The sequence below is a fragment of the Agrococcus sp. UYP10 genome, from assembly GCF_040547205.1.
GTDB classification, from domain to species: domain Bacteria; phylum Actinomycetota; class Actinomycetes; order Actinomycetales; family Microbacteriaceae; genus Agrococcus; species Agrococcus jenensis.
This window is the reverse complement of sequence record NZ_JBEPPG010000001.1, coordinates 194,601-221,381: the sequence shown is the minus strand read 5'-3', so window position 1 is coordinate 221,381 and position 26,781 is coordinate 194,601. Positions and strand designations below refer to the sequence as shown.

At 74.9% G+C, this 26,781-nt stretch carries 27 protein-coding genes and 1 pseudogene; 23 read left to right on the top strand and 5 right to left on the bottom strand.

The genetic code is table 11. The features are described from left to right. Positions 1–16 precede the first annotated feature (16 nt). From coaD to cofC, 6 genes are read left to right on the top strand one after another with little or no spacing between them, the layout of a single operon-like run. On the top strand, positions 17–499 hold the full coding sequence (gene coaD / locus ABIB37_RS01075; protein ID WP_354255616.1) for a pantetheine-phosphate adenylyltransferase: 483 nt from the start codon (positions 17–19) through the stop codon (positions 497–499). Further along, complete coding sequence (gene cofE, locus ABIB37_RS01070) at positions 496–1,296, top strand: coenzyme F420-0:L-glutamate ligase (RefSeq protein ID WP_354255613.1); 801 nt, start codon at positions 496–498, stop codon at positions 1,294–1,296. The genes coaD and cofE overlap by 4 nt, the downstream gene beginning before the upstream one ends. Continuing rightward, entirely contained in the window at positions 1,286–2,287 is a 1,002-nt protein-coding gene (locus ABIB37_RS01065; RefSeq protein ID WP_354255611.1) for an AAA family ATPase, read from the top strand. The genes cofE and ABIB37_RS01065 overlap by 11 nt, the downstream gene beginning before the upstream one ends. Then, positions 2,287–3,378, top strand: a complete 1,092-nt coding sequence (locus ABIB37_RS01060) for a DUF58 domain-containing protein (protein WP_354255609.1) — start codon at positions 2,287–2,289, stop codon at positions 3,376–3,378. The genes ABIB37_RS01065 and ABIB37_RS01060 overlap by 1 nt, the downstream gene beginning before the upstream one ends. Then, the gene (locus ABIB37_RS01055) at positions 3,375–5,615 is read left to right on the top strand and encodes a transglutaminase-like domain-containing protein (protein ID WP_354255606.1); all 2,241 of its coding nucleotides are present in this window, start codon (positions 3,375–3,377) and stop codon (positions 5,613–5,615) included. The genes ABIB37_RS01060 and ABIB37_RS01055 overlap by 4 nt, the downstream gene beginning before the upstream one ends. 50 nt (positions 5,616–5,665) lie before the next feature. Beyond that, on the top strand, positions 5,666–6,271 hold the full coding sequence (cofC, locus tag ABIB37_RS01050; protein WP_354255603.1) for a 2-phospho-L-lactate guanylyltransferase: 606 nt from the start codon (positions 5,666–5,668) through the stop codon (positions 6,269–6,271). Positions 6,272–6,286: 15 nt separating this feature from the next. On the opposite strand, the gene cofD is transcribed toward cofC, so the two are convergent. From cofD to ABIB37_RS01030, 4 genes are read right to left on the bottom strand one after another with little or no spacing between them, the layout of a single operon-like run. After that, a complete protein-coding gene (cofD, locus tag ABIB37_RS01045) occupies positions 6,287–7,255 on the bottom strand; it encodes a 2-phospho-L-lactate transferase (RefSeq protein WP_354255601.1) in 969 nt (322 codons plus the stop codon). 10 nt (positions 7,256–7,265) lie between these two features. Then, positions 7,266–8,072: an ABC transporter ATP-binding protein gene (locus tag ABIB37_RS01040; protein WP_354255598.1), complete on the bottom strand. Its 807-nt coding sequence runs from the start codon at positions 8,070–8,072 to the stop codon at positions 7,266–7,268. Then, positions 8,069–9,202 carry an iron chelate uptake ABC transporter family permease subunit gene (locus ABIB37_RS01035; protein ID WP_354255596.1) on the bottom strand — a complete coding sequence of 378 codons (1,134 nt, stop codon included), beginning with the start codon at positions 9,200–9,202 and terminating at the stop codon, positions 8,069–8,071. The genes ABIB37_RS01040 and ABIB37_RS01035 overlap by 4 nt, the downstream gene beginning before the upstream one ends. Beyond that, entirely contained in the window at positions 9,199–10,191 is a 993-nt protein-coding gene (locus ABIB37_RS01030) for an ABC transporter substrate-binding protein (protein WP_354255593.1), read from the bottom strand. Before ABIB37_RS01030 ends, ABIB37_RS01035 begins: the two co-directional genes overlap by 4 nt. 285 nt (positions 10,192–10,476) lie before the next feature. On the opposite strand from ABIB37_RS01030, the gene ABIB37_RS01025 reads away from it, so the two are divergent. The 16 genes and pseudogenes from ABIB37_RS01025 (at position 10,477) to ABIB37_RS00950 (ending at position 24,961) form a co-directional block, all read left to right on the top strand. Then, positions 10,477–11,325, top strand: coding sequence for a nitrilase-related carbon-nitrogen hydrolase (locus ABIB37_RS01025; protein WP_123697378.1), 849 nt, complete (start codon positions 10,477–10,479; stop codon positions 11,323–11,325). Between the two features lie 10 nt (positions 11,326–11,335). Beyond that, positions 11,336–12,772 (top strand): dihydropyrimidinase, encoded by a 1,437-nt coding sequence (gene hydA, locus ABIB37_RS01020; protein WP_354255590.1) that lies wholly within the window; start codon positions 11,336–11,338, stop codon positions 12,770–12,772. Between the two features lie 43 nt (positions 12,773–12,815). Further along, positions 12,816–13,832: a TIGR03842 family LLM class F420-dependent oxidoreductase gene (locus ABIB37_RS01015; RefSeq protein ID WP_354261497.1), complete on the top strand. Its 1,017-nt coding sequence runs from the start codon at positions 12,816–12,818 to the stop codon at positions 13,830–13,832. A 4-nt stretch (positions 13,833–13,836) separates the two neighbouring features. Further along, positions 13,837–14,706: an ABC transporter permease gene (locus ABIB37_RS01010; protein WP_354255587.1), complete on the top strand. Its 870-nt coding sequence runs from the start codon at positions 13,837–13,839 to the stop codon at positions 14,704–14,706. Next, positions 14,703–15,529: pseudogene (locus ABIB37_RS01005) on the top strand (ABC transporter ATP-binding protein). Before ABIB37_RS01010 ends, ABIB37_RS01005 begins: the two are co-directional and overlap by 4 nt. Next, positions 15,526–16,311 (top strand): ABC transporter permease, encoded by a 786-nt coding sequence (locus tag ABIB37_RS01000; protein WP_354255585.1) that lies wholly within the window; start codon positions 15,526–15,528, stop codon positions 16,309–16,311. Before ABIB37_RS01005 ends, ABIB37_RS01000 begins: the two are co-directional and overlap by 4 nt. An 85-nt stretch (positions 16,312–16,396) precedes the next feature. Beyond that, positions 16,397–17,572 (top strand): ABC transporter substrate-binding protein, encoded by a 1,176-nt coding sequence (locus ABIB37_RS00995; protein WP_354255582.1) that lies wholly within the window; start codon positions 16,397–16,399, stop codon positions 17,570–17,572. Between the two features lie 66 nt (positions 17,573–17,638). Next, positions 17,639–18,943 carry an aspartate aminotransferase family protein gene (locus ABIB37_RS00990; RefSeq protein ID WP_354255579.1) on the top strand — a complete coding sequence of 435 codons (1,305 nt, stop codon included), beginning with the start codon at positions 17,639–17,641 and terminating at the stop codon, positions 18,941–18,943. Between the two features lie 99 nt (positions 18,944–19,042). Then, on the top strand, positions 19,043–19,771 hold the full coding sequence (locus ABIB37_RS00985; protein WP_354255576.1) for a Type 1 glutamine amidotransferase-like domain-containing protein: 729 nt from the start codon (positions 19,043–19,045) through the stop codon (positions 19,769–19,771). Beyond that, positions 19,768–20,478: a uracil-DNA glycosylase gene (locus ABIB37_RS00980; RefSeq protein WP_354255573.1), complete on the top strand. Its 711-nt coding sequence runs from the start codon at positions 19,768–19,770 to the stop codon at positions 20,476–20,478. Before ABIB37_RS00985 ends, ABIB37_RS00980 begins: the two co-directional genes overlap by 4 nt. A 1-nt stretch (position 20,479) precedes the next feature. Next, entirely contained in the window at positions 20,480–21,067 is a 588-nt protein-coding gene (locus tag ABIB37_RS00975; protein WP_354255570.1) for a GNAT family N-acetyltransferase, read from the top strand. 104 nt (positions 21,068–21,171) lie between these two features. Then, positions 21,172–21,576 (top strand): hypothetical protein, encoded by a 405-nt coding sequence (locus tag ABIB37_RS00970; RefSeq protein ID WP_354255567.1) that lies wholly within the window; start codon positions 21,172–21,174, stop codon positions 21,574–21,576. Positions 21,577–21,629: 53 nt separating this feature from the next. Further along, the gene (locus ABIB37_RS00965) at positions 21,630–22,634 is read left to right on the top strand and encodes an SdpI family protein (RefSeq protein ID WP_354255564.1); all 1,005 of its coding nucleotides are present in this window, start codon (positions 21,630–21,632) and stop codon (positions 22,632–22,634) included. Between the two features lie 52 nt (positions 22,635–22,686). Beyond that, positions 22,687–23,082: a hypothetical protein gene (locus tag ABIB37_RS00960; RefSeq protein WP_354255561.1), complete on the top strand. Its 396-nt coding sequence runs from the start codon at positions 22,687–22,689 to the stop codon at positions 23,080–23,082. Further along, on the top strand, positions 23,079–23,510 hold the full coding sequence (locus ABIB37_RS00955; RefSeq protein ID WP_354255558.1) for a hypothetical protein: 432 nt from the start codon (positions 23,079–23,081) through the stop codon (positions 23,508–23,510). Before ABIB37_RS00960 ends, ABIB37_RS00955 begins: the two co-directional genes overlap by 4 nt. After that, positions 23,507–24,961, top strand: a complete 1,455-nt coding sequence (locus tag ABIB37_RS00950) for an amidase (protein ID WP_354255556.1) — start codon at positions 23,507–23,509, stop codon at positions 24,959–24,961. Before ABIB37_RS00955 ends, ABIB37_RS00950 begins: the two co-directional genes overlap by 4 nt. 37 nt (positions 24,962–24,998) lie before the next feature. Here the strand turns inward: ABIB37_RS00950 and ABIB37_RS00945 are convergent, their stop codons facing one another. Beyond that, on the bottom strand, positions 24,999–25,475 hold the full coding sequence (locus tag ABIB37_RS00945) for a hypothetical protein (protein WP_354255553.1): 477 nt from the start codon (positions 25,473–25,475) through the stop codon (positions 24,999–25,001). Positions 25,476–25,528: 53 nt separating this feature from the next. Here ABIB37_RS00945 and ABIB37_RS00940 point away from each other — a divergent pair, with 53 nt between their 5' ends. Beyond that, complete coding sequence (locus ABIB37_RS00940; RefSeq protein ID WP_354255550.1) at positions 25,529–26,776, top strand: glycosyltransferase; 1,248 nt, start codon at positions 25,529–25,531, stop codon at positions 26,774–26,776. Positions 26,777–26,781: the final 5 nt, after the last annotated feature.

Sequence of the window (26,781 nt, the reverse complement as noted above, 5' to 3'; positions counted from 1 at the left end):
CGGTACGCTTCTGCCCATGCCCCGCATCGCCGTCGTGCCCGGTTCCTTCGACCCCGTGACCCTCGGGCACCTCGACGTGATCGGCCGTGCGGCGAGCATCTTCGACGAGGTGCACGTCGTCGTGACGCACAACCCCGACAAGCAGGCGTTCCTGCCGGTGCCGGAGCGCGAGGCGCTCATCGAGCGCTCCATCGAGGAGGCGCGCATCTCGGGCGAGATCCGCATCGCGAACTGGTCGATGGGCCTGCTCGTCGACTACTGCCAGCAGGTGGGGGCGGAGGTGCTCGTGAAGGGCATCCGCTCGTCGACCGACCTCTCGTACGAGACGCCGATGTCGATCGTCAACCGCAACCTCGGCGGCATCGAGACGATCTTCATGCTGCCGAACCCGGAGAACGCGCACGTCTCGTCGAGCCTCGTGCGCCAGGTGAGCGAGCTCGGCGGCGACATCAGCCCCTACGTGCCGCGCGCGGTCGCCACGTTCCTGCAGTCGCGATGAGCGACCCGGCGCCCACCGCCGACCTCGAGCTGCGGGCAGTGCGGGGGATCGGCGAGATCCGCCCCGGCGACGACCTGCCCGCGATCGTGGCCGACGCCGTCGCACCGCTCACGCCCGTCGACGGCGACATCGTCGTCGTCACGAGCAAGGTCGTCTCGAAGGCGGAGGGCCGCATCCGCCCGGCCGCCGAGCGAGAGCAGGCGATCACCGAGGAGTCGGTGCGGCTCGTCGCCTCGCGCGCCTTCCCGGGCGGCATCACGCGCATCGTCGAGCACCGCACCGGGCTCGTGCTCGCCGCCGCGGGCGTCGACGCCTCGAACACCGACGACGGCACGATCCTGCTGCTCCCGCTCGACTCGGATGCGTCGGCCCGCGCGATCGCCGAGCGGCTGCGGTCGCGCTTCGGCGCGGCGATCGGCGTCATCGTGAGCGACACGCTCGGCCGCGCCTGGCGCATGGGCCAGACCGACGTCGCGATCGGGGCTGCGGGCATCCGCGTGCTCGAGCCGGTGAGCACCGACGCGAACGGCCGCCCGCTGCTCGTCACCGCGCCGGCGATCGCCGACGAGATCGCCGGCGCCGCCGAGCTCGTCGCAGGCAAGGCCGATGGGGTGCCGGTCGTGCTCGTGCGCGGTCTCGGCCGCCACGTCGCGGGCCTCGACGAGCCGGGCGCGACCCGGCTCGTGCGTCGCGAGGGCGACATGTTCCACCTCGGCAGCGACGAGGCCTACCGGGCCGGTCGCGAGGCGGGCAGGATCGACGCACTGGCAGAGGCGGGAGCATCGCATGCAGGCTGAGGACCCCCGCGCGGTCGTGAGCGCGCCGGCGCGGACGTCGTCGTCGCCCGGCGAGCCCGTCGTCGAGACGCCGGGATCGCGCATCGAGCGCGCCGTCGCCTCCGTCATCTCCGGCAAGGCCGACGAGATCCGCACGGTGCTCACCGTGCTGCTCGCGGAGGGGCACGTGCTGCTCGAGGACGTGCCGGGCGTCGGCAAGACGCAGCTCGCGCGCGCGTTCGCGGCCGCGATCGGCGGCACCGTGCGGCGCATCCAGTGCACGCCCGACCTGCTGCCGAGCGACATCACCGGCATGTCGGTGCTCGACCAGACGACCGGCGAGCTGCGCTTCCAGCCCGGGCCGGTCTTCGCGAACATCGTCATCGCCGACGAGATCAACCGAGCGAGCCCGAAGACGCAGGCGGCGCTGCTCGAGTGCATGGCGGAGGGGCAGGTGACCGTCGACGGCATCACCCACGTGCTGCCGACCCCGTTCCTCGTCGTCGCGACGCAGAACCCGATCGACATGGAGGGCACCTACGCGCTCCCGGAGGCGCAGCGCGACCGCTTCATGGCGCGGCTCGAGCTCGGCTACCCGGACCAGGATGCGGAGCTCGCGATGGTGCAGGCGCGCGAGGTCGCGCAGCCGCTCGACGCGGTGCGCCCGGCGACGACCGAGCAGCAGTTCCGGGAGGAGATCGGCGTCGCCCGCTCGGTGCGCGCGCACGAGCTCGTCGAGCGGTACGCCGTGCGGCTCTCGCGCGCGACCCGCGACCACCACGAGGTGCGCCTCGGCGCGAGCCCGCGCGCCACGCTGCAGCTCGTGCGCGCCGCGAAGGCCCGCGCGCACCTGCTCGGGCGCGACTGGCTCTCGCCCGACGACGTCAAGGAGCTGGCCGTGCACGTGCTCCCGCACCACCTGGTGATGCACGACCCGCACGCGCGGCACGACGACGCCCGGCGGGTGGTGGCGCACGCGCTCGCGACCACGGTCGCCCCCGTCATGCGCTGATGGCCCGCGACCGAGCCCGCGCCCGCCCGACGGCGCGGGGGATCGTGCTCGTGCTGCTGGGCGTCGCGCTCGCCGTCGCGGGCTACTGGGAGCGCCAGGCCGTGCTGCTCGTGCCGGCGGCGCTGTGCCTCGGCATCGTGCTGCTCGGCGCCTGGTGGGTGCTCGGCACCGCGACGCGCGTGCGCGTCACCGCACCCGGCGTGCTCGAGGAGGGGCAGCACGCGGTGCTGCGCATCGCCGCCGACCGCCGGCAGGCGGGCGACCGGTGGGCGACCTGGGCGCCCGGGCCCGAGCGCTACCTCCACCTCGAGGGGACGCTCGACGACGACGGCGTCGCCGAGGTGCCGCTCGGCGATCAGCCGCGAGGCCGCTGGCGGCTCGCGCCGGTCGAGGTCACCTCGCTCGATCCGTTCCGCGTCATGCGCTCGACCCGCTCCGTCGACCCGCGCTCGAGCGTCGTCGTCGGCCCCGCGCTGCTCACGGTGCCCTCGGCGTCGCTCCGCTCCAACCGCGAGGCGGGGCAGCAGTCGCAGACCCGCAACGCCGACGAGATCGACGCGATGGTGCGCGAGTGGCGGCCCGGCGATCCCCAGCGGCGCGTGCACTGGCGGCAGTCGGCGAAGCGCGGCCAGCTGATGGTGCGTCAGGAGGCGAACCCGGCCACCGACGACCTGCTCGTGCTCGTCGACACGGCCGGCGCCGCGGGGCGCGGCCGCGACGCGGAGGACCGGCTCGCGCGCGCCGCCTGCTCGATCGTGCGCGCGCTCGCCGGTCGCGACCGCATCGTGCAGGTGGCGGAGACCGGCGCGCCGAGCATCGCCACGGCCGACTGGCGCGACCGCGACGCGGCGCTCGCGGCCTTCGCGACGCTCTCGGCGGTCGCGCGCGAAGAGCCGGCGCAGCGGGAGGGTGCCGCGGCGCACGTCGTCGCGCTCGAGGAGGCCGCGCCCGAGCGCTGGACGCTCGCGCCCGGCTCGACGCTCTGGCTCGTCGCCGACCTCGACGCGCCGCACACCCGACTCATGCCCGGGTCGCGCGTGCGGGTCCAGCGCTGGATCGACGGCGTCGGGCCGGCCAGGGAGCTCCGATGACCGCCCCCGCCTTCACCGCCGCGCCCGAGCGACCGGCGACCGCCGCGGTCGAGCCGCGCGGCCGCCGGCGTCGCCGCAGCCGCGCTGGGCTCGTCGAGACGCTCGCGCTCGCCGCGCTGCCGGTCGCGTGGCTGTGGTCGACGCAGTCGGTGCTCGGCACCGAGTGGCTGTGGCCCGTGCTGCTCGCCGTGGTGTCGATGGGGATCGCCGCGGCGCTCGCGCGGGCCGCGTGGTCGACGTTCGCCGGGTCGGCCGCCGCCGCGATCGTCGGTGTCGGATGGACGACCGCGCTCACCGCTGCCGACGACGCGCTGATCGGCGTCATCCCGACGCCCGCATCCGTCGCGGAGTCGCTGCGCGTGCTCACGGTCGGCGTGCAGGACATCGCGTGGGCGATCGCCACCCCGATCGAGCTCGAGCCGCCCGTGCTCGCCGTCGTCGTGGTGGCCGCGGTGGTGCTGGCGGTGCACGTCGACCTCATCGGCCTCGCGCTGCGGGCGCCGGCGATCGCCATCCTCTTCGCCGCCGTGCCGCTGCTGCTGCCGATCGCGTTCCGCGTCGACGTGCCGTGGTGGCACGCGCTGCCGGGCGCGGCCGTCTCGGCGCTCGCGCTCGCCGCGCCCTCGATCGACGAGCGCCTCGCGCTCGGGCGCCCGTGGGCCGGGCCGATCGGCCTCGTCGCCGTCGCCGCGCTCGTCGCGGTGGCCGTGCCGCTCGTCGCGCCCAGCCCGCGCGAGCTCGACGTCGACCTGCCCACCCTCGACGACCTGTTCCAGCCGTCGACGCCCATCCTCGACGCCTCGATCGACCTCGGCGACGAGCTCCGGCGGCCGGAGCCGCAGCCGGTCTTCACCTACGCGACCACCGACGGCCAGCCGACCGTCACGCGCGTGACGACCCTCTCGCAGGCCGGGCCGAACGGCTTCGTCGACGTCGAGCCGCAGGCCGCCGAGCCCGCGGTGCTCGTCGAGGGCGCCGACGCGGCACCGCTGCTGCAGATGACGGTCCGGATGAGCGACGTGCGAGCCGAGAGCCTGCCGATGCCGGAGCGCGGGCTCGACGTCGCGGCGCCGGACGGCGCGAGCTGGGACGACGCGAACGACGCGCTGCGCGTCGAGTCCGGCGTCGTCGAGTCCGGGCTGGAGTACACCGCCACGGGCAGCCGGTCGCCGCTGCTCGAGGTGCTGCCGGCCGGCACGGGCTCGACGGGTCACGACGCCTGGCTGGAGCTGCCGCCGGAGGCGCAGGCGATCGGCGCGCAGGGCGCCGCGCTCGTCGACGAGGGGATGTCGGCCGGCGCGCGCGTGCTGGCGGTGCACGGGTTCATGACGAGCGGCGTGTGGGACTACTCGGAGCGGCTCGACCTGCCCGGCTTCGCGGGCGGCGGCGGCGACGGCTGGGATGCGCTCGCCGGCTTCCTGGACACGCGTGCGGGCTACTGCGTGCACTACGCGAGCGCGACGGCGACGCTGCTGCGCGGGGCGGGGGTGCCGTCGCGCGTCGTGATCGGGTTCCTGCCGGGCGCCGAGATCGCCGGCGGCCGCTCGGTGACGACGAACGACTTCCACGCGTGGGCGGAGGCGTGGGTCGACGGCGCGGGCTGGGTCCGGGTCGAGACGACGCCCGGCGCCGGCACCGGCGTCGCGAGCCCCGAGGGCGCCGAGACGACGCCCAGCCCGACGCCGAGCGCGACCTCCGCCGCGCCGACGCCGACGCCCACGCCCTCCGCCTCGCAGACCCCGTCGGCGTCGCCGGGCGCATCCGCGGCGCCGGGTCAGCCCACCGCCGCCCCTGGCCCCGGCATCGTGATCGACTGGGCGGCGCTGCGCGGGTGGCTCATCGGGCTCGGCGTGCTGCTGCTGCTCGCGCTCCCGATGCTCGTGCGCGCCGCGCAGCGCCTGCTGCGACTGCGGCGAGGGGCGCCCGGCGCGTGGCTCGAGCTGCGCGCGTCGCTCGCGGATGCGGGGGTGCGGCTGCCCGGCTCGGCGACGCCGGGCGAGGTGCAGGCGGCGATCGCCGCCCGCGCACCGGCGGGCGCGCCCGCGGTCGACCGGGTGCGGCTCGCGGCGGAGCGTGCCGTGTTCGACGACGGCCCGCGCGAGCCCGGCGTGCTGGACGACGACGTGCGCCGGGGGAGGCGCGCGCTCGCCGAGGCGCTGCCGCCCTGGCGGCGCGCGCTCGCGGCGCTGCTGCCGCCGAGCCTGTTCCGCGTCGTGCCGCCGCTGCGCGACGAGTAGCGGAGCGGGTGCGTCGGGCAGCGCACCCGCGTCACCGTAGGCTTGGCGCCATGGAGTGGGCGGTCGTCATCCCTGTGAAGGGCTCGATCGGCAAGTCGCGCCTCGATGCGGGCGACGCTCGCGCCGCCCTCGCGGTCGCCTTCGCCCGCGACGTCATCAGCGCGGCGCGCGACGCCGGATCGATCGGCCGAGTCGTCGTCGTCACCTGCGATCCGGCCGTGACCGAGGGCATCGAGGGCATCGAGGTCGTCGACGACCCGAGCGCCGGCCTCCGCGCCGCCATCGCCACCGGCCTCGCCGAGCTCGAGCCGCAGGAGCCGGCCGCCGTCATCCTCGGCGACCTGCCCGCGCTCACGGCCGAGGTGCTCGATGCCGCCCTGCTGCTCGCCGAGCACGAGGAGCGGTCGTACGTGCCCGACGCGGTCGCGACGGGCACGACGCTGCTCGCGGCACGCCGGGCGGAGGCGCTGCGCCCCCGCTTCGGCCCGGGCTCTGCGGCGCTGCATCGGCGTGCGGGGCACGCGCCGCTCCCCATCGCGCCGGACTCGGGGCTCCGGATCGACGTCGACGAGCTCGCCGATCTGCACCTCGCGATGGAGCTCGGCGTGGGGGAGCACACGCGCGCGGTGCTCGCCGCGGCGTCGCTCTCGAGCTGACCGCGCGAGGGGTGCTCAGCCGGCGATCGACGCCGCGAGCTGCAGCGCATCCCGCGCGACCCGGGCCGCCGGCGCGCCCGGCGTGAGCCACAGCGGGTGCACCGCCGCGCGGATGCCGAGCGCCTCGACCGTCGCGAGCGACGCTGCGTCCTCCTCGGCGAGCAGCCACCCGTCGAGCAGCCCGCCGGCCGACCGCGCGCCGTAGTGCGCGGCGACGGCGGCCGCATCCGCCTCGACGCCGATCGCCGCGAGGCACGCCTCGGCCATGCCGCGCACGGCCCGGCCGCCGATGATCGGCGCGACGCCGATGACGGGCGCCGTCGCCGTCTCGAGCGCGTCGCGCACGCCCGGGATGCCGACGATCGTGCCGATCGACACCACCGGGTTCGACGGCGCGAGCAGGATGACGTCGGCGTCGGCGATCGCCGCGCGGGCGGCCGGGGCGATCCGCGACCGCTCGACCCCGTGCTGCACGAATCGGTGCGCGGGCAGCTGCGCGCGCGTGCGCACCCACCACTCCTCGAAGTGCAGCACGCCCTCGTCGGTGACGACGTGCGTCGGCACCTCGTCATCGGTGACGGGCAGCAGTGTCGCACCGAGCGGCCAGCGCGCCGCGAGCCGGGCGGTCGCCTCGGTGAGGGTCGCGCCGTCGCGCAGCATCGCCGTGCGTGCCAGGTGCGTGCCGAGGTCGAGGTCGCCGAGCGTGAACCACGGCCAGCCGACCCCGTAGGCGGTCAGCTCGGCGGCGACGCGCTCGCTCTCGCCCGCGCGTCCCCAGCCGCGCTCGGTGTCGCCGACCCCGGCGAGCGCGTAGAGCAGCGAGTCGAGGTCGGGGCACACCTTCACGCCCGCGAGCCACACGTCGTCGCCGACGTTCGTGACGATGCGGATGTCGGCGTCGCCGGGCAGCTCGCGCGCCGCGTCCCGCAGCCCGAGCGCGAAGCGCGCGCCGCCGACGCCGCCCGCGAGCAGCGTGATCCTCATGCGGTGATCCTCATGCCGTCAGCCTCCGATAGCGGATCGCGACGCCGTCCGGCGCCGCGTCGATCGTCGCCTCGACGCCGTACACCGAGCGGATCCGCTCGGCCGTCAGCACCGCGTCCGGGCTGCCCTCCGCGAGCACCCTGCCGCGGTCGACGAGCACGACCCGGTCGGCGTGGGTCGCGGCGAGCCCGAGGTCGTGGACCGTCATGACGACCGGCCGGTCCTCGGCGAGCCTGCGCACGAGCGCGAGCAGCTCGAGCTGCCAGGCGACGTCGAGGTGGTTCGTCGGCTCGTCGAGCAGCAGCGCGCTCGGCTCGCCGACCGCCGGGCGCTGGGCGAGGGCGCGCGCGAGGTGCACGCGCTGCAGCTCGCCGCCGGAGAGCTCGCCGAGCTGCCGCTCCGCGAGCCCGGTCGCACCGGCATCCGCGAGCGCGGCCTCGACGAGGCGCTCGTCGCCGAGCGAGAACCCGAGCATGCGGTGGTGCGGCGTGCGCCCCAGCCGCACGGCCTCCCGCGCCGTCAGCTGCGGCGCGGCATCCGTCGACTGCTCGACGAGCGCGATGCGGCGCGCGCGCTCGCGGACGGGCAGGCCGTCGAGCCGCGCGCCGTCGAGCAGCACGCCGCCGGCGTGCGTCGCGCGCTCGGGCAGCACCCCGGCGATCGCGCGCAGCATCGTCGACTTCCCGGCGCCGTTCGGGCCGACGAGCGCGGTGATCTGCCCGGCCGGCGCCGACCAGGTCGCGTCGTCGACGAGCGCGCGTCCTCGCACGGCGACCGAGAGCCGCTCGACGGCCAGGCCGTGACGCGCCCCGCTCACGACCGCACCCGACCGCTGAGCATCAGGGCCGCGAAGACGGGTGCGCCGATGAGCGCCGTCACGATGCCGACCGGCAGCTCGCGCGGGTCGAAGGCGGCGCGTGCGACGGTGTCGGCGACGAGCAGCACGATCGCGCCGGCGAGGCCGCTCGCGGGCAGCAGCAGCGCATGCGACGCGCCCACGAGCAGCCGCACCGCGTGCGGCACGACGAGGCCGACGAAGCCGATCGCACCCGAGACCGAGACCAGCGCGCCGGTGACGAGCGCGCACGCCACGAGCAGCACCCAGCGGGTGCGGCGCACGTCGACGCCGAGCGCGCCGGCGGTGCTGTCGCCGAGGGCGAGCGCGTCGAGCAGCCGGCCGCTCGCGAGCAGCGGCAGCGCCAGCGCGGCGCCGACGAGCGCGATCGTGGCGCTCGACCAGGAGGACGCCGCGAGCGAGCCGAGCAGCCACGCGAGGATCTCGCGGAACGCGTCGCCATCGGCGCGCCAGAAGATCACGAGGCTCACGACGGCGCTCGCGGCGGATGCCACGACGACGCCCGCGAGCACGGTCCGGGTGGGGGTCGCCCCACCCGCGGCGCCGGCGAGGCCGAGGGTCGCGACGAGGGCGAGCAGCGCGCCGGCGAACGCGGCGGCGGGCAGCACCGCACCGCCGAGCGCGCCGAGGCCGGTGCCGAGGCCGGTGACGAGCACGAGCACGGCGCCGACCGAGGCGCCGGACGAGACGCCGAGCAGGTAGGGGTCGGCGAGCGGGTTGCGCACGAGCGCCTGCATCACTGCCCCCACGATCGCGAGCCCCGCGCCGACGGCCGCGGCGGCGAGGATGCGCGGCAGCCGCAGGTCGACGACGATCGCGTCGCCGACGGCGCCGAGCGGGCTCGCGCCCACGCCGAGCCGGGCGGCGATCGCCGCGAGCGCATCGGCGGGCGCGACGCCCGCCACCCCGATGCACGCGGCGGCGACGCCGAGCGCGAGCAGCAGCGCGCCGAGCGCCGGCAGCAGCCAGCGCCGGCGGCGGCGTGCGGCCACGGGCGACTCGGCCGCACGCTGCCCCGCGCGCGACCGTGTGGCGCTGGTCGCGTCCGTGCTCGGGGCGTCGGCGCTCGTGCCGTCCGCGATGCGGGTCATCCCAGCGCCATCGCCCGGACGCCGTCGACGACGAGCCCGACCGCGTCGACGGAGCCGACGCCCGCCTCCGCCATCGGGAACGGCACGACGACGAAGCGGCCCTCCTGCACCGCGTCGAGCTGCGCCGTCGCGGGGTTCGCCCGCAGCCGCTCGATCTTCGACTCGGCGGTGTGCCACGCGGCGTCGACGAGCACGATCACGTCGGGGTCGCTCGCGGCGAGCGCTTCCCACGACATGGTCGTCCACGGCTCGGCGACATCGGCGGCGACGTTCTCCAGCCCCGCCGACTCGAGCACGAGCTGCGGGGCACCGGAGCCGCCGCCGACGTAGGGCGCGTCGTCGCCCGACGAGTACCAGAGCGCCGTGGCCTCGGTGCCGTCGTCCCCGAGCGGCTCGATCGCGTCGAGCGCCGCCCGCTGCTCGTCGGCGAGGGCCGCGCCCGCGTCGGGCACGCCGAGCACGGTGCCGGCGTCCTCGAGCTCGCCGAGCAGGGCATCCCACGTGAGCGGCGCGACGTCGACCGACCGGCACGCGGCGGGGGAGACCCACGTCGTCACGCCGAGGTCGTGCAGCCCGGCGCGGTCGCCCGCCGCCTCCGGTGCGAACGCCGACTCCCAGCCCGCCACCACCGCATCCGGCTCGAGCGCGAGCACGGCCTCGCGCGACGGCATGCCCTCGATCGTGGGCGGCGCCTCGCCGTCCGCCATCTCGAGCGGCCCGTCGAGGAAGGCGGTCGAGACGAGCGCGTCGCCGAGGCCGAGCGCGACGACGAGCTCCGCAGCGGTCGACTTCACGGCGAGGATGCGCTCGGCCGGCTCAGTGCGAGGCGCCACGTCGATGCCGCAGTCCTGCACCGCGGCGGCCTGCGAGGCCGCGCCGGCCGTCGGGTCCGCCGTCGGGCCGGCTGCGGGGCCGGTGGAGGCGCAGCCCGCGAGCACGAGCAGCGGCACGGCGGCGACGACGACGAGAGGACGAAGGCGGAAGGGCATCGGCGGGGCTCCTGGGCAGGCTGGCGCGAACGGTCTGCGGTCCGCGCGCGGAGGTGATGCCCGGCGCACCACCATGCTACGCCCGCGGCGGGGACGCATCCGTCCGGCACCTCCGAGCCGCGCCTCCGACCGCCCCGGTCTCGAGCGAGACAGCAACCTTCGGGAAACACCCGCGAAACGGCGGGAATGCAGAGTCCTCTTGACGGTGGCGCCCGCAGGGCCGGAGAGTGCTCCTCACGGGGGCCAGCGTCGGCCGTCGTCCACGCGAGGAAGTCGAGGAAGAGCATGACCACGGTTCGTGCAGCGATCACCCAGACCACCTGGACCGGCGACAAGGCATCGATGCTCGATCGCCACGAGGCGTTCATGCGGGAGGCCGCGGAGCAGGGTGCGCAGATCATCTGCTTCCAGGAGCTCTTCTACGGCCCCTACTTCGGCATCACGCAGGACAAGCAGTACTACGCCTACGCGGAGCCGGCTGACGGCCCGATCGTGCAGCGGTTCGCCGCGCTCGCGAAGGAGCTCGGCATGGTCGCGATCCTCCCGATCTACGAGGAGGAGCAGACCGGCGTCTACTACAACTCCGCCGTCGTCGTCGATGCCGACGGCTCGATCCTCGGCACCTACCGCAAGCACCACCTGCCGCACCTCGACCGCTTCTGGGAGAAGTTCTACTTCCGTCCCGGCAACCTCGGCTACCCCGTCTTCGACACCGCCGTCGGCAAGGTGGGCGTCTACATCTGCTACGACCGGCACTTCCCCGAGGGCTGGCGCGAGCTCGGCCTCGCAGGCGCGCACATGGTCTTCAACCCGAACGCGACGAAGCCCGGGCTCTCGAACCGGCTGTGGGAGGTCGAGGGTCCCGCGGCCGCCGTCGCGAACGGCTACTTCGTGCTGCAGCCCAACCGCGTCGGCCGCGAGGACAACGAGTACGGCGAGCTCGCCGTCGACTTCTACGGCACCAGCCAGGTCATCGACCCGCGCGGCAACTTCGTCGGGGACCGCGGCGCCGAGGGGCACGAGGAGCTGCTCGTGCGCGACCTCGACCTCGACGTCGTGCGGCAGATGCGCGACGACTGGCAGTTCTACCGGGACCGCCGACCCGACTCCTACACCCGGATCGCGAAGCCGTAGGGGCGCCGCCATGACCACCACGCTCATCCGCGGCGGCACCGTCGTGTCGGCCACCGGCAGCTCCCTCGCCGACGTGCTCGTCGACGGCGAGACGATCCGCGCCGTCCTCGCGCCCGGCAGCGAGCTGCTCGGCGTCGACCTCGCCCGCTCCGTCGACCACCTCATCGACGCGACCGGCAAGTACGTCATCCCGGGCGGGATCGACGCGCACACCCACATGGAGCTGCCGTTCGGCGGCACCGCCGCGAGCGACACCTTCGAGACCGGCACCCGCGCCGCCGCCTGGGGCGGCACGACCACGATCATCGACTTCGCGGTGCAGACGTACGGGCAGCGGATCGAGGACGGCCTCGCCGCGTGGCACGAGAAGGCGGCCGGCAACTGCGCCATCGACTACGGCTTCCACCAGATCGTCGGCGACGTCAACGAGGCGTCGCTCACGGCGCTCCGCGGCCTCGCCGACGAGGGCATCTCGAGCTACAAGCTGTTCATGGCCTACCCGGGCGTGTTCTACTCCGACGACGCGCAGATCCTCAAGGCCATGCAGGTCGCGGCCGACACCGGGCTCATGACGATGATGCACGCCGAGAACGGGCCGGCCATCGACGTGCTCGTGCAGCAGCTGCTCGCGCAGGGCAAGAGCGACCCCTACTTCCACGGCGTCGCGCGCGCCTGGCAGATGGAGGAGGAGGCCACGCACCGGGCGATCATGCTCGCGAACCTCACCGGCGCGCCGCTCTACGTCGTGCACGTGAGCGCGAAGCAGGCCGTCGCGCAGCTCGCCGCGGCCCGCGACGCCGGGCAGAACGTCTTCGGCGAGACGTGCCCGCAGTACCTTTACCTCTCGCTCGAGGAGCAGCTCGGCGCCCGCAGCGAGGAGTGGGGCGACTTCGAGGGCGCGAAGTGGGTCTGCTCGACGCCGCTGCGCTCGAAGCACGAGCACCACCAGGACGAGCTGTGGAGCGCGCTGCGCACGAACGACATCCAGATGGTGTCCACCGACCACTGCCCCTTCTGCATGAAGGACCAGAAGGAGCTGGGCCGCGGCGACTTCTCGAAGATCCCGAACGGCATCGGCTCCGTCGAGCACCGCATGGACCTGCTCTACCAGGGCGTCGTCGACGGCCACATCTCGCTCGAGCGCTGGGTGGAGATCACCGCGACGACCCCCGCGCGCATGTTCGGCCTGTACGGCAGGAAGGGCGTCATCCAGCCCGGCGCCGACGCCGACATCGTCGTCTACGACCCGGCGGGCCACACGTCGATCGGCGTGGAGCAGACGCACCACATGAACATGGACTACTCCGCGTGGGAGGGGTTCGAGATCGACGGGCACGTCGACACCGTGCTGAGCCGCGGCCGCGTCGTCGTCGACGACCGGCAGTACCTCGGGCGGGCCGGCGACGGCTCGTTCGTGAAGCGCGGCCTGAGCCAGTACCTGCTGTGATGCGCATCCCTGCGGCGACACCCGCGCGACGACGAGGAGCATGATGGAGTTCGGCGCCGTCTTCCAGACCAACCCGCCCGCGAGCCGCTTCGTGCAGCTCGCCCAGCTCGCGGAGGTGCACGGCTTCAGCCACGTGTGGTCGTTCGACAGCCACGTGCTGTGGCAGGAGCCGTACGTGATCCTGTCGGCGGCGCTCGCGGCGACGCGTCGCGTGACCGTCGGCCCGTTCGTCACGAACCCGGCGACCCGCGACTGGAGCGTCACCGCCTCGACGTTCGCGACGCTCAACGAGATGTACGGCAACCGCACCATCTGCGGCATCGGCCGCGGCGACTCCGCGGTGCGCGTCTCCGGCGGCCAGCCGACGACGCTCAAGGAGCTGCGGCAGGCCGTGCACGTCATCCGCGAGCTCGGCTCGAGCCGCGCCGTCGAGGTCGGCGGCGTGACGCTGCGGCTGCCGTGGTCGCACGGCTCGGAGCTGCCGGTGTGGGTCGCCGCCTACGGCCCGCTCGCGCTCAAGCTCACGGGGGAGGTCGCCGACGGCTTCATCCTGCAGCTCGCCGACCCCGAGATCACGAAGTGGATGATCGAGCGGGTGCGCACCGCCGCGAGCGACGCGGGCCGCGACCCGATGTCGATCAAGATCTGCGTGGCCGGTCCCGCCTACGTCGGCGACGACCTCGACCACCAGCGCGAGCAGTCGCGCTGGTTCGGCGGCATGGTCGGCAACCACGTCGCCGACATCGTGGCGAAGTACGGCAAGGGCAGCGCGATCCCCGAGGATTTGGCGAGCTACATCGAGTCGCGCTCGGGCTACGACTACAACAGCCACGGCAAGGCCGAGAACGACCACGTCGACTTCGTGCCGGATGCCATCGTCGACCGGTTCTGCGTGCTCGGCACCGCCGACGACCACATCGAGAAGCTCACCCGGCTGCGCGAGCTCGGCGTCGACCAGTTCGCGGCCTACGTCATGCACGACGACAAGGAGGAGACGCTCCGCCAGTACGGCGAGCGGATCATCCCGGCGCTCCGCGAGACCGCCAAGGCGAGGTCGTGACCGCATGAGGGCTCGGGGCACGCGACCGCTGCTGCTCGGAGCCCTCGGCGCGCTCGGGCTCGCCGCGCTGTGGGAGCTGTACAAGGCGCTCGGGCCGGCGGAGGGCGTCGCGCTCGGCGGCACGGTGCTGCTGCCGCGCACGACCGACCTGGCGATGCCGCACGTGTGGGACGCGGTCGCCCGCGCCTTCCAGCCCGCGACCGGCGCCGCGGGCGAGCTCGTCGTCGTCGCCGTCGCCCGTGCCGCGGGGCAGACGCTCGGCACCGCCGCGATCGGGCTGCTGCTCGGCGCGGTCGTGGGCGTGCTGCTCGCGCTCGTCATGCAGCGCTTCCGGCTCGCCGACCGCGCGATGCTGCCCTGGCTCATCCTCAGCCAGACGGTGCCGCTCATCGCCCTCGCGCCGCTCGTGGTCGCGTGGGGCGGGCGGCTCGAGCTCGGCGCGCTGCAGTGGGAGCGGTGGATGAGCGTGGCCGTCATCGCCTCGTACCTCGCGTTCTTCCCGATCGCGATCGGCACGCTGCGCGGGCTCCGCGCGCCCGAGCAGGAGCACCTCGACCTCTTCCGCGCCCAGGGCGTCGGCTGGTGGGGGACGCTGCGATACCTCCGGCTGCCCGCCGCGGTGCCGCAGCTGCTGTCGTCGCTGCGGCTCGGCGCCGCGACCGCGATCATCGGCACGGTCGTGGCGGAGGTGTCGACGGGCGCGCGCGGCGGCATCGGCCGGCTCATCGTCGAGTACGCGCAGTCGGGCTCGTCGGATCCCGCGAAGGCCTGGGCGCCGATCGCGGGCGCCGTCGTCATGGGCCTCGTCGCGGCGGGCATCGTCGCGCTCGCGGGGCTCGCGCTCCGCGACTACCGGAGAGCGGAGGCGCGATGAGCGCGGTCGAGGTGGCGGACGTCACGAAGGTGTTCGAGACGAGGGCCGGCAGGGCGGCGAGCACGGTGCGCGCGCTCGACGCGGTGAGCCTCACGGTCGCGGAGGGCGAGTTCGTCGCCCTCATCGGGCCGTCCGGCTGCGGCAAGTCGACGCTCATGCGGCTCATCGCCGACCTCGACGAGCCGAGCGCCGGCGAGGTGCGCGTGTTCGGCATGCCCGCGCGCCAGGCGCGGCTCGAGCGCGCCTACGGCATCGCCTTCCAGCAGTCCGGCCTGCTGCCGTGGCGCACCGTGCGCGCCAACGTCGAGCTGCCGCTGCAGCTGCACGGCGCATCCGCCGCCGACCGCCGCGCCCGCGCCGACGAGCTCATCGAGCTCGTCGGGCTCGCCGAGTTCGCCGACCGGCACCCCGACCAGCTCTCCGGCGGCATGCAGCAGCGCGTCGCGATCGCCCGCGCGCTCGCCGAGCACCCGCGGCTGCTGCTGATGGACGAGCCGTTCGGCGCGCTCGACGAGATGACGCGGGAGCGGCTGCAGGGCGAGCTGCTGCGCATCCGCGCGGAGACCGGCGCGGCCGTCGTCTTCGTCACCCACTCCATCCCGGAGGCCGTCTTCCTCGCCGACCGGTGGTCGTGATGAGCCCGCGGCCCGGTCGCATCACCGACGTCGTCGCGGTCGAACGCGCGCCGGTCGCGAGCGCCGCCGATGACGCGGTGCGCGAGACGGATGCGTTCTTCCGCTCGGTCACGGCCGTGCGCGAGGCGCTCCACGGCCGCCAGGGCGCGACGCCGCGCGCCGCGCCGCGCGGGGCGGAGGCGCGATGACCGCAGCGCACTGGACCGACCGCGGCTGGGTGCGGATCGCCGCGCCCGCGGCGCTCGGCGTGGCCGCGCTCGCGCTCTGGGAGGTCGGCGTGCGGGCGCTCGAGATCCAGCCCTACCTGCTGCCCGCGCCGAGCGCGATCCTCGCCCAGCTGCAGGCGGCGATCGCCGGCGTCGCGCAGGCCGCGCTCGCGACCGGCAGGAACGCGTTCGTCGGGCTGCTGCTCGGCGCGGTCGTGGCGGTCGTGGTCGCCGCGCTCGCCGCGCGCGTGCGCTGGCTCGACCAGGTCGTCGCACCGCTCGTCGCCGCGATCGCGGTCGTACCGATCGTCGCGCTCGCGCCGGTGCTGCAGACGATGTACGGCGCGACGAGCGAGATGCCGCGCATCATCGTCGTCGCGATCGCTTCGTTCGTGCCGGTCTTCATCACCACCCTGCGCGGGCTGCGCCAGGTGCGCCCCGTGCACCGCGACCTCATGCGCGCCTACGGGGCGAGCGGCTGGCAGGCGACGCGGATGGTGACCATGCCCGGCGCCGTGCCCTTCGTCTTCGCCGGGCTCACGATCGCCTCGTCGGTCGCGGTCATCTCCGCGATCGTCGCCGAGTACTTCGGCGGCCTGCAGAACGGCCTCGGCAGCCGCATCGCGAGCGCCGCGGCCCAGTCCGGGTACGCCCGCGCCTGGGCGTACGTCGTCGCCGCGATCGCGCTCGGCCTCATCTTCTACACCGTCACGCTCCTGCTCGAGCGTCTCGCGAGCCGCTGGGCCCGCATCCCCGTCGGCTGACGCGCTCGCGCGCCAGCCCATCCGCACCACCGCATCCGCACCAGCAGCACCCTGCACCACCAGCACCCATCCCGAGGAGCCCACCATGCACCGTTCCGCACCGCCGTCCGCGTCCCGCACCCGCCGCCGCGCCGTCCTCGCCGCCGCCGCAGCCGTCGCATCCGCCGTGCTCGTCGCCTGCTCCACCGGCGCGGCACCCACCGAGTCCGAGAGCGCCGGCGCCGACGGCGAGCTCACGCCCGTGACGCTGCAGCTGCAGTGGTTCGCGCAGGGCCAGTTCGCCGGCTACTACGCGGCCGTCGACCAGGGCTTCTACGAGGCGGCCGGGCTCGACGTGACGATCACGGAGGGCGGCGCCGACATCGTGCCGCAGACCGTGCTCGCCGACGGCGGCGCCGACTTCGCGATCGCGTGGGTGCCGAAGGCGCTCGCGAGTCGCGAGCAGGGCGCGATGATCACCGACGTCGCGCAGATCTTCCAGCGCTCGGGCACGCTGCAGGTGTCGTTCGCCGACGCCGGCATCGACTCGGTCGAGGACCTCGCCGGCAAGAACGTGGGCTCGTGGGGCTTCGGCAACGAGTTCGAGCTGTTCGCCGCGCTCACCGAGGCGGGGCTGGACCCGATGACCGACGTCACCCTCGTGCAGCAGGCGTTCGACATGTCGGGCCTCCTCGCCGGCGACATCGATGCCGCGCAGGCGATGACGTACAACGAGTACGCGCAGCTGCTCGAGAGCGTCGACCCCGAGACGGGCGAGCTCTACACGGCCGACGACTTCTCGGTGCTCGACTGGAACGACGTCGGCACCGCCATGCTGCAGGACGCCATCTGGGCATCGAGCGAGCGGCTCGAGGACCCGGAGTTCGAGGCCACCACGGTCGCGTTCATCAAGGCGTCGATCGAGGGCTGGCTCTACGCGCGCGACAACCCCGAGGAGGCGGCGCAGATCGTCGTCGACGCGGGCAGCCAGCTCGGCGCATCGCACCAGCTGTGGATGGTGAACGAGACGAACAGCCTCATCTGGCCGTCCGAGGGCGGCATCGGCATGATCGACGAGGATGCCTGGGAGCAGACGGTCGACATCGCGATGAGCACGCGCAACCAGGACGGCGCGACGGTGCTCACCGCCGCCCCCGACGACGGCGCGTGGACGAACGAGTACGTCGAGCAGGCGCTCGAGCAGCTCGAGGCCGAGGGCGTCGACGTCACCGGCGACGACTTCTCGCCGATCGAGGTCGAGCTGCAGGAGGGCGGCCAGTAGCGATCGGTAGAGTCCGGAGAACCCCTGCGACCTGCGACCCCACGACTTCGTGACCGAGGAGCGATCATGACGAGTCCCGACCCCGACGGCGAGCGCGCCCGCGAGCTCGACCGGCTGATCCTGCACTCCTGGTCGAAGCACGGCACGACGAACCCGTTCGCGGTCGCGCGCGGCGAGGGCGTGCGGCTGTGGGACCACGACGGTCGCGAGTACCTCGACTTCTCGAGCCAGCTCGTGAACACGAACATCGGCCACGCGCATCCGCGGGTCGTCGAGGCCATCCAGCGGCAGGCGGCCGAGCTCGCGACCGTCGCCCCGGCCACGACGAACCTGCGGCGCGGGGAAGCGGCTGAGCGCATCCTGTCGACGATCGACGACATGGCCGCGGTGTTCTTCACGAACGGCGGTGCGGATGCCGTCGAGAACGCGATCCGGATGGCGCGCATCCACACCGGTCGCGGGAAGGTGCTCTCGCACTACCGCTCGTACCACGGCAACACCGGCGCGGCGGTGAACGCGACCGGCGACCACCGCCGGGTGGGCAATGAGTTCTCGACCGGCCACGTGCACTGCTTCGGCCCCTTCCTCTACCGCTCGGAGTTCTGGGCGGAGAGCGAGGAGCAGGAGTGCGAGCGGGCGCTGCAGCACGCGCGACGCGTGATCGAGGCGGAGGGGCCGTCGACGTTCGCGGCGATCCTGGTGGAGTCGGTGCCGGGCACCGCGGGCATCCTGGTGCCGCCGGCCGGCTACCTGCAGGGGCTTCGTGAGCTCGCCGACCGGCACGGCATCGTGCTCATCCTCGACGAGGTGATGGCGGGCTTCGGCCGCACCGGCCGCTGGTTCGCGCACCAGCACGACGGCGTCCGCCCCGACCTCGTCACCTTCGCGAAGGGCGTGAACTCCGGGTACGTGCCGGTCGGCGGCGTCATCATGGCCGAGCACATCCTCGACACCTTCCGCGAGCGGGCCATCCCGGGCGGACTCACGTACGCGGGCCACCCGCTCGCGGCGGCGTCGATCGTCGCGTCGATCGACGCGATGCGCGAGGAGCGGATCGTCGAGCACGCCGCGCACCTCGGCGCCGACATCCTCGGGCCGGGGCTGGCGGCGCTCGCGGAGCGGCACGCCATCATCGGCGAGGTCCGCGGGCGCGGCTGCTTCTGGGCGCTCGACCTCGTCGCCGACCGGGCCACGCGCGAGCCGGTCGACGCATCCGTCGTCGCACAGCTCAAGGGGCTCCTGATGGAGCGGGGCTACGTGCCGTTCGCGGCCGACAACCGCCTGCACGTCGTGCCGCCGCTCGTGATGGGCGACGACGACGCCCGCGCGGGCCTCGCGATCCTCGACGAGGCCTTCACCGCCCTCTCGTGAATCCTCAACGGAGCAGCTGGTGACGCGAGGGCACTATCCCCTCGTGCAGCCAGTCGCTCCGTTGAGAGTTCCCCGCGAGGGACTGGCAGACTCGGACGCATGAGCATCCATCTGCTGGGCGGCGGCGACGCCGACGACGAGTCGCGCTGGACCGGCCGCTTCGTCGCCGAGGCCCGCGAGCGCGCCGAGGGCGCACCCGTGATCGTGGTCGTGCTGTGGGCCGCGGATGCGGCCGAGGGCGAGGCGTGGCACGACGACTACCGCGCCGACCTCGTGAAGCTCGGCGCGGGGGAGGTGCGCATCGTGCAGCTCACCGCGGAGCGCACGCTGCTGCCGACCGACCTCGGCGGCGCCGACGGCATCTTCATCGGCGGCGGGCTCACGCCCGGCTACCACGCGGCGGTCATGCCGGCCGCCGACACCATCCGCGGGCTCGTCTCGACCGGCGTGCCCTACGCGGGCTACTCTGCGGGCGCGATGATCGCCGGCGACGTCGCGCTGCTGGGCGGCTGGCGCATCGGTGGGGTGCCCGTGGCGGCGCAGGCGAACGCGGAGGGGCTCGACGACGTCACGCTCGACGCGGGCCTCGGGCTCGTCGACCTCATCGTCGACGTGCACGCGGCGCAGTACGGCAACGTCTCGCGGGCGATCGCGATCGTGGCGGCGGGCCTCGCCGACCGGGTCGTCGCGATCGACGAGTGCACGTCGCTCATCGTGGGTGCCGGTGGCCTCGAGGTCGCGGGTGACGGCAGCGTCTGGACCGCCGACCGCGCCGGCGACACCGACCGGGTCACGGTCGCCGTGCTCGCCGCAGCTCCCGCGCCATGACCGTCGCGCCGCTCCGCGAGCTCGTCGACGCCGGCTGGGCCGAGGCGCTCGCGCCCGTCGAGCCGGTCGTGCGCGAGCTGGGGGAGCGGCTGCGGCGCGAGACCGCGGAGGGTCGCCTCTACCTGCCAGCGGGCGACGCGGTGCTGCGCGCGTTCCGGCAGCCGCTCGACGCCGTCCGGGTGCTCATCGTCGGCCAGGACCCGTACCCGACGCCCGGGCACCCGATCGGGCTGTCGTTCGCGGTCGAGCGGCACGTGCGGCCGCTGCCGCGCTCGCTGCAGAACATCTACCGCGAGCTGCGCGACGACCTGGGGATCGAGCCGGCACCGCACGGCGACCTCTCCGCCTGGGCCGACCAGGGCGTGCTGCTGCTCAACCGGGTGCTCACCGTCGGCGCGGGCGTCAGCGACTCGCATCGCGGCTGGGGATGGGAGCAGGTGACCGAGGCAGCGATCCGAGCGCTCGTGGCGCGCCGCGGCTCGGACGGCGAGCCGCTCCCGCTCGTCGCGATCCTGTGGGGCGCGAAGGCGCAGCTGCTCGCGCCGCTGCTCGGGGAGACGCCCGTCATCGCCTCGGCCCACCCGTCGCCGCTGTCCGCGAGCCGCGGGTTCTTCGGCTCGCGGCCCTTCTCGCGCGCGAACGCGGCGCTCGAGGCGCAGGGCGCGGCCCCGATCGACTGGCGCATCCCCGCCGAGGGCGAGGCCTGACGTGCTGCCCGAGGAGTACGACCGCCGTCGTCGCCTGCCGGCGCACCTGCGCGAGCCCGAGCACCGCGAGCCCGACTTCGCGTTCACGATCCGGCCCGTCGCGGCGGCCGACCTGCCGGTCGTGCGCGACATCTACCGCCACTACGTGCTGAACTCCACCGTCACGTTCGACGAGCGCCCGAAGACGCTCGGCCAGTGGCGGCGCAGCCTGCGCGAGGCGACCGAGCTGCAGCTGCCCTTCATCGTCGCCGAGAGCGCGACCGGCGCGATCCTCGGCTACGCGCTCGTGCAGCCCTGGAAGCAGCGCAGCGCCTACCGCTACACGGTGGAGTCGTCGGTGTACCTCTCGCCCGCGGCAACCGGCCGCGGCCTCGGGCGCGCGCTCATGGAGGCGCTCATCGAGGCGACCAGAGCACGCGGCGTGCGCGAGATGATCGCCGTGATCGCCGACCAGGGTGCCGACGCGTCGATCCGCCTGCACGAGCGGCTGGGCTTCGACGAGATCGGGCGGATGGGTCGGGTCGGTCAGAAGTTCGGGCGCGAGCTCGGCATCGTGCTGCTGCAGAAGTCGCTGCGCAAGAAGCGCTGACGCGCGTCTCCGCGACGGCCGCCCTCTGACGCGGATTGCGGGCGGCCGCCACCCGGAGGATGCTGGCGTCAGCGGCGGTGCCGCGCCGTCGCGGGGAGGCATCCATGACCGCCGTCCAGCACCGTGACCACGCCCATCGCGCGCACCCCGGCTTCGCGCTCGCCGTCGGTTGGGCGGCGGCCGTCGCCGTCGTCGTCGGCGTGGCGAGCGGCGCCCTGATCGCGCTCGCGGCGATCCCCGACCTGGAGGCGCTCGCGGTCGGCAGCGGCTACGGCCTGATCCCGGGGGTGCTCGCCGCCGTCGGCGTCGTCGTGGCGCGCCGGGAGCTGACGCACGGCGTGCCGCACTGGCGCGCGGTCTCGATCGCCGTGCTCTCGGTCGCCTGCGCGACCGGGCTGCTCTTCGCGCTCACGCAGATGGCCATCGAGCTCGCCCCGGTGGGGGTGCTGCTCGGCGCGTGGACGTCGCTCGTGGCCACCAGCATCGGCCTGCTGCGGTCGCGCCGCTGAGGCTCGCCGTCGCGCGCGCCGGGAGAGCAGCCGTCGTCCGAGAGGATGGGGGCATGGACCGGGCGCGCGTGTGGCTCGCGGCGCTCGTGCTGGCGCTGCCGCCCTCGGTGATCGCCGCGACCTGGGCGGCGCTCGCCCCGCGGCTGCCGGCCTCGATCGCGACGCACTGGTCCGACACCGGCGTGGCCGACGGCATCTCGCCGACGGTGCCGACCGCCGTGACGCTGCTGTCGATCACCGGCGCGATGCTCGTCGCCGGGCTCGTGCTCGCAGCCGTGCGGCTGTCGAGCCGCACCCGGGCGACGCTGCTCTCGCTGCTCGCCGCCGTCTCGGGCATGCTCGCCGCGGCGTGGGTCGTCTCGGCGGTCACGACCGTCGAGGCGGGCAGCGCGCAGGAGGCGGTGCTCGGGCCGTGGCTCGCGCTGCTGCTCGGCGCGGTGCTGCTGCTGCTCGTGCCGTGGCTCATCCACCCGCGCGACGACCGGGTGCCGCACCTCGACGAGCCGGTGCTGCCGCTCGCCCCCACCGACGAGCGGTCGTGGCGGGGCGAGGCGCGCTCGACGCCGTTCCTGCTGCTCGGCATCGTCCTCGCCGTCGGCAGCGTGCTCGTCGCGGCCGTGCTGCCGATCGCGGGCCCGTGGCTGTCGATCCTCGTCGCGGGCGTGCTCCTCGCCGGTGCCGCGATCGCGCTCGCGCTCGCGCGCATCCGCGTCACGGTCGACGCCGACGGGCTGCGGGTGCGCGGCGCGCTCGTGATGCTGCCGCTGCGCACGATCCCGCTCGAGCGCATCCGCGTCGTCGAGGCGCACGAGATCGAGCCGCTCGGGTGGGGCGGATGGGGCTACCGCGGCCTCCCGGGGCACCTCGCGATCGTGCTGCGGCGCGGCCCGGGCATCGTCGTCACCACCCGCGAGGGGTCGAGGTTCGCGGTGACGGTCGACGACGCGCAGCAGGGAGCGTCGACGCTCGCCGGCCTCGTCGCCCGCGCGAGGGACGCCGAGCGCGGCGTCGGCGGCGCGGGGAGCGGTGAGGAGCGCGGTGACCGCGACGAGCCGTAGCGCGCCGCCGTCGCCGGTCGCCCATGTCACCGCGCGGTGCCACGATGGCTCCGTGACCGAGTTCGAGGACTGGCGGAAGACGCGCGAGCACACCGACGCGCAGGTGGCGGCAGCCGCGAGCGACCCGAGCGCGACCGTGACCGACCTCGGCCCGGGGTTCTGGATGGTGTCGGTCGCGGGCGCGACGCGCGGCTTCATCGTGCAGGTCGAGGTGCGCGACGAGGTGCGCTTCGAGGCCCGCCTGCGGCACGTGAACCCGGGCCAGGGCACGCGCATCGGCGAGTACTGGGAGTTCGACAAGGCCATCGCGGCGATCATCGCCGAGCCGTCGCGCTTCGTCGGCCGCGACCCGTTCCGCGAGCTGACGAACTACGCGAGCCGCGACCAGATGCGCGAGCGCACCGAGCGCAAGCGGCTGCAGCGCCGGGCCGGCAGGTACTTCGGGTGACCGCGGCGGCACGCGCCGCGGCGCCGTTCCGCTGGCGGCTGTGGCAGGTGGCGCTCTGGGCGGTCGGCATCGCGGCGGTGCTCGCCGAGGCGGTCGTGCTCGCCGCCGCCGTCGAGACCGCCGCCGGCACCGACGTCGTGCTGTGGATCTCGATCGCCCTCTGGTCGCTCCTGCTCGGCGCGGTGCTCGGTGCGGTGATGGCGCTGCTCGCCCTCATCCTGCGCGCCCTCGCCGGCAGCGCACCCGTGGCGCTGCTGCGCTGGCTGCTCGGCCTCGCCGGCGGGCTCGCGACGAGCGCTGCGCTCGTGTGGGCCACGAGCGCGGCCGGGCAGCCGCTGCGCGTGCTCGTCGCGCTCGCGGTCGGCGCCGGCACGGGCTGGGTCGCGCAGCACATCACCTTCGCGCGCCGACCGGCGGCGGACGCGTGAGCGCGATCCACGAGCTGGGGGCGCTCGACCTCTGGCGGCTGCTGCACGCGCGCCAGCTGAGCGCCGTCGAGGTCGCCGAGCACTTCCTCGACCGCATCGACCGGCTCGACGAGGCCAACGCGATCGTGCACGTCGACGCCGAGCTCGCGATCGCCCGCGCGCGGGCGATCGACGACGCCGACGACCGCACCGGGCTCATCCACGGCCTGCCGTTCGCCGACAAGGACCTCACGCGCCGCGCCGGGCAGCCGGCGTCGCTCGGCAGCCGCTGGCAGGCGGGCGTCATCGCCGACGTCACCGATCCGGTCGCGAGCGTGCTCGACGCCGCGGGCGGCGTGGTGCTCGGCCGCACCGCCGCGCCCGAGCTCGGGTTCGCCGGCTACACGCGCTCGGCGCTGCACGGCCCGACGACGCTGCCGGGACACCCCGGCCTGCACGCCGGCGGCTCGTCCGGCGGCGCGGCGGCCGCGGTCGCGCAGGGGCTGCTGCCGTTCGCGCCCGGGTCCGACGGCGGCGGCTCGATCCGCATCCCGGCCGCCACGTGCGGCCTCGTCGGGCTGAAGCCCACGCGCGGGCGCATCCCCGCGAACGGCGGCGTCGGCCAGGTCGGCGGGCTGGTCACGGCCGGCGCGATCGGGCGCTCGGTGATGGACGTGGCGCTGCTCACCGACGCCCTCATCGGCCGGGTCAACGGCGTGACGCCGCACGCGCTGACGCTGCGATCGCCCGAGCGCGACGACGGCTCGCTGCTCGCGGCCGCCGTGCGCGGCGAGGGGCGCTTCCGCATCGCCGTGATGACCGGCACGCCGTGGGACGCGAGCCACGACATCCGCATCGCGCCGGAGGCCGACGACGCGGTCGCGACCGCGATCCGCGCGCTCGAGGCGTTCGGCCACGAGATCGGCGAGGTGGCGCTGCCGGACGCGTCGGGGTTCCTCGGCGTCTCGGGATACGCGGAGGCGTTCACCGCGCTGTGGCGCGGCGGCGCGGCCACCGTGCCGATCGCGCGCGAGGACCGGCACCTGCTCGAGCCGCTCGCCCGCTGGATCATCGACACGAGCGACCACCTCACCGCGGGCGGCCTCGCGACGGCGCAGCTGTGGGCGACCGAGCTCGAGCGGCGGGTACTGGCCGCGTTCGCGCCCTGGGACGCCGTGCTCACGCCGGCGACCGCGCTCACCCCGAGGCCGCTCGACTGGTACCCCCAGGACGGCGAGGCCGACTTCGACGCGCAGGTGCTGCACACGCCGCACACGTCGTTCGTCAACATGGTCGGTCTCCCCGCGATCGCGCTCCCGGTGCACCGCACGGCGCCGACCGCCGACGGAGTGCCTATGGGCGTGCAGCTCATCGGCCGTCCGGGCGAGGAGGCGACGCTGCTCGCGATCGGCCGCCAGCTCGAGCGCCGCATCCCCTGGACGCAGCGCGTCGTCACCGCCATGCGCCCCTAGCCGTCTTCTCAACGGAGCAGCTGGCAGCGCGAGGGCACTATCCCCTCGTGCTGCCAGCCGCTCCGTTGAGATTCCTGCGGGGCTTGGGGAGGTAGCCGCCCAGCTCGAGGCCGGCCTCGACCTCGAAGCGGTTCTGCAGCGCGTCGGCGCCCGCGGCGACGTACATCGGGATGAACCACAGCCCGTAGCGCTCCCACTGCCGCCGGTGCACGTCCTCGTGCTCCAGGATGTCCGGGGTCACCGCGTCCTTCGTCAGGAACACAGCGCCGACGGTCGTGCCGCCGCGGCCGAAGGCCCAGCTCGGCAGCCCCGAGACGACGGTCAGGTCGCCGACCTGCCGCTCCTCGCCCCCGAGGATGCGCCCCCACAGGCGCGCCGCACGCGTCGCGATGCGATGGCCGGCACGGGCGACCGGGGGAGCGGTGAGCGCGCGGAAGGCGGGCCCGGATGCGGTCCGGCCGGCCACGCCGAGCCGGCGCCCGGCACGCGCGAGCGGGGTGTCGGAGGAGGTCATGGCGACGACCGTACTCGGATGCGCGGGCGAGGGAGCGCGGATAGCCTGGACGCATGCGCCCCGAGCCGTTCGGCATCCCCGATGCGGAGCCGCTGCGCATCGCGGTCGTCTCGATGCACACGTCGCCGACCGATCGCCCCGGCAAGGGCGACGCGGGCGGGCTCAACGTGCTCGTGCTCGAGAGCGCGATGGCGCTCGCCGCCCGCGGCCACCACGTCGATGTCTTCACCCGCTCCGCCGGCGCGCCCCACTCGCAAGCCATCGCGTCGGGCGTGACGCTCTACGCGCTCGCGACCGGCGGCGGCGTGGTGCGCAAGCACGAGCTGCCCAACCTCGCCGACGCGTTCGGCGCCGAGCTCGAGCGCGCCGCGCTCGCCGCGACCGACTCCTACGACGTGATCCACGCGCACTACTGGCTCTCGGGGCTCGCGGCGCTCCCGGTGTCGCTGTCGCTCGGCATCCCGATCGTGCAGACGTTCCACACCCTCGCCGAGGAGAAGAACCGCAGGCTCGCGACCGACGAGCGCCCCGAGCCCGAGCGTCGCGTGCTCACCGAGCGCTACCTCGCGGGCGAGGTGGACGCGATCGCCGCCGTCTCGCGCGCGGAGGTCGACGTGCTCTGCGACGGCATCGGCGCATCCGCCGAGCGAGTCTGGCTGGTGCCGCCGGCGGTCGACGCGCTGCTGTTCCAGCCTCGCCCCGTGGCGTCGCGCGCCGAGGTGCGCGCGCGGCTCGGCGTGCGGCCCGACGACGGGCTCGTCGTCTGCGTCGGCCGCGTGCAGCCGCTCAAGGGCCAGGACCTCGCCGTGCGCATGCTCGAGCACCTGCCGGATGCCGTGCTCGTCGTCGCGGGCGACGCCACGCCGGGCGACGAGCGGTACCTCGAATCGCTGCACGACATCGCGCGCGAGATCGGCATCGAGGGGCGCGTGCGCCACATCGGCAGCCTCGAGCGGCCGGCGCTCGCGCGCCTGCTCGACGCGGCGGATGTCGTCGTGGTGCCCAGCCGCACGGAGTCGTTCGGCCTCGTGCCGCTCGAGGCGGCGGCGAGCGGGACGCCCGTCGTGGCCTCGCGCGTCGGCGGGCTCGTGGAGTCGGTCGTCGACGGCGAGACCGGCGTGCTCGTCGACGGCCGCGATCCCGCCGAGTGGGCGCAGGCCGTCGGTGCGATCCTCGAGGACGTCGACCTGCAGGTCGAGCTGGGGCTCGCGGGCCGCCGCATCGTCAGCCGCCGCGAGTGGCGCGACGTCGCGCAGGAGCTCGAGGCCGTCTACCGCTCGACGATCCCGTCCCGCGCCTGACGGCG

Bases quoted from the DNA above. Each gene is read 5' to 3' on its own strand.
- ABIB37_RS01010 (WP_354255587.1), top strand. From the start codon at position 13,837: ATGAGGGCTCGGGGCACGCGACCGCTGCTGCTCGGAGCCCTCGGCGCG.
- ABIB37_RS01030 (WP_354255593.1), bottom strand. From the start codon at position 10,191: ATGCCCTTCCGCCTTCGTCCTCTCGTCGTCGTCGCCGCCGTGCCGCTG.
- ABIB37_RS00990 (WP_354255579.1), top strand. From the start codon at position 17,639: ATGACGAGTCCCGACCCCGACGGCGAGCGCGCCCGCGAGCTCGACCGG.
- ABIB37_RS00940 (WP_354255550.1), top strand. From the start codon at position 25,529: ATGCGCCCCGAGCCGTTCGGCATCCCCGATGCGGAGCCGCTGCGCATC.
- ABIB37_RS00985 (WP_354255576.1), top strand. From the start codon at position 19,043: ATGAGCATCCATCTGCTGGGCGGCGGCGACGCCGACGACGAGTCGCGC.
- ABIB37_RS01055 (WP_354255606.1), top strand. From the start codon at position 3,375: ATGACCGCCCCCGCCTTCACCGCCGCGCCCGAGCGACCGGCGACCGCC.
- ABIB37_RS00995 (WP_354255582.1), top strand. From the start codon at position 16,397: ATGCACCGTTCCGCACCGCCGTCCGCGTCCCGCACCCGCCGCCGCGCC.
- ABIB37_RS01000 (WP_354255585.1), top strand. From the start codon at position 15,526: ATGACCGCAGCGCACTGGACCGACCGCGGCTGGGTGCGGATCGCCGCG.
- cofD (WP_354255601.1), bottom strand. From the start codon at position 7,255: ATGAGGATCACGCTGCTCGCGGGCGGCGTCGGCGGCGCGCGCTTCGCG.
- ABIB37_RS00980 (WP_354255573.1), top strand. From the start codon at position 19,768: ATGACCGTCGCGCCGCTCCGCGAGCTCGTCGACGCCGGCTGGGCCGAG.
- ABIB37_RS01015 (WP_354261497.1), top strand. From the start codon at position 12,816: ATGGAGTTCGGCGCCGTCTTCCAGACCAACCCGCCCGCGAGCCGCTTC.
- ABIB37_RS01065 (WP_354255611.1), top strand. From the start codon at position 1,286: ATGCAGGCTGAGGACCCCCGCGCGGTCGTGAGCGCGCCGGCGCGGACG.
- ABIB37_RS00970 (WP_354255567.1), top strand. From the start codon at position 21,172: ATGACCGCCGTCCAGCACCGTGACCACGCCCATCGCGCGCACCCCGGC.
- ABIB37_RS01060 (WP_354255609.1), top strand. From the start codon at position 2,287: ATGGCCCGCGACCGAGCCCGCGCCCGCCCGACGGCGCGGGGGATCGTG.
- ABIB37_RS01025 (WP_123697378.1), top strand. From the start codon at position 10,477: ATGACCACGGTTCGTGCAGCGATCACCCAGACCACCTGGACCGGCGAC.
- cofC (WP_354255603.1), top strand. From the start codon at position 5,666: ATGGAGTGGGCGGTCGTCATCCCTGTGAAGGGCTCGATCGGCAAGTCG.
- coaD (WP_354255616.1), top strand. From the start codon at position 17: ATGCCCCGCATCGCCGTCGTGCCCGGTTCCTTCGACCCCGTGACCCTC.
- ABIB37_RS00965 (WP_354255564.1), top strand. From the start codon at position 21,630: ATGGACCGGGCGCGCGTGTGGCTCGCGGCGCTCGTGCTGGCGCTGCCG.
- hydA (WP_354255590.1), top strand. From the start codon at position 11,336: ATGACCACCACGCTCATCCGCGGCGGCACCGTCGTGTCGGCCACCGGC.
- cofE (WP_354255613.1), top strand. From the start codon at position 496: ATGAGCGACCCGGCGCCCACCGCCGACCTCGAGCTGCGGGCAGTGCGG.
- ABIB37_RS01035 (WP_354255596.1), bottom strand. From the start codon at position 9,202: ATGACCCGCATCGCGGACGGCACGAGCGCCGACGCCCCGAGCACGGAC.
- ABIB37_RS00945 (WP_354255553.1), bottom strand. From the start codon at position 25,475: ATGACCTCCTCCGACACCCCGCTCGCGCGTGCCGGGCGCCGGCTCGGC.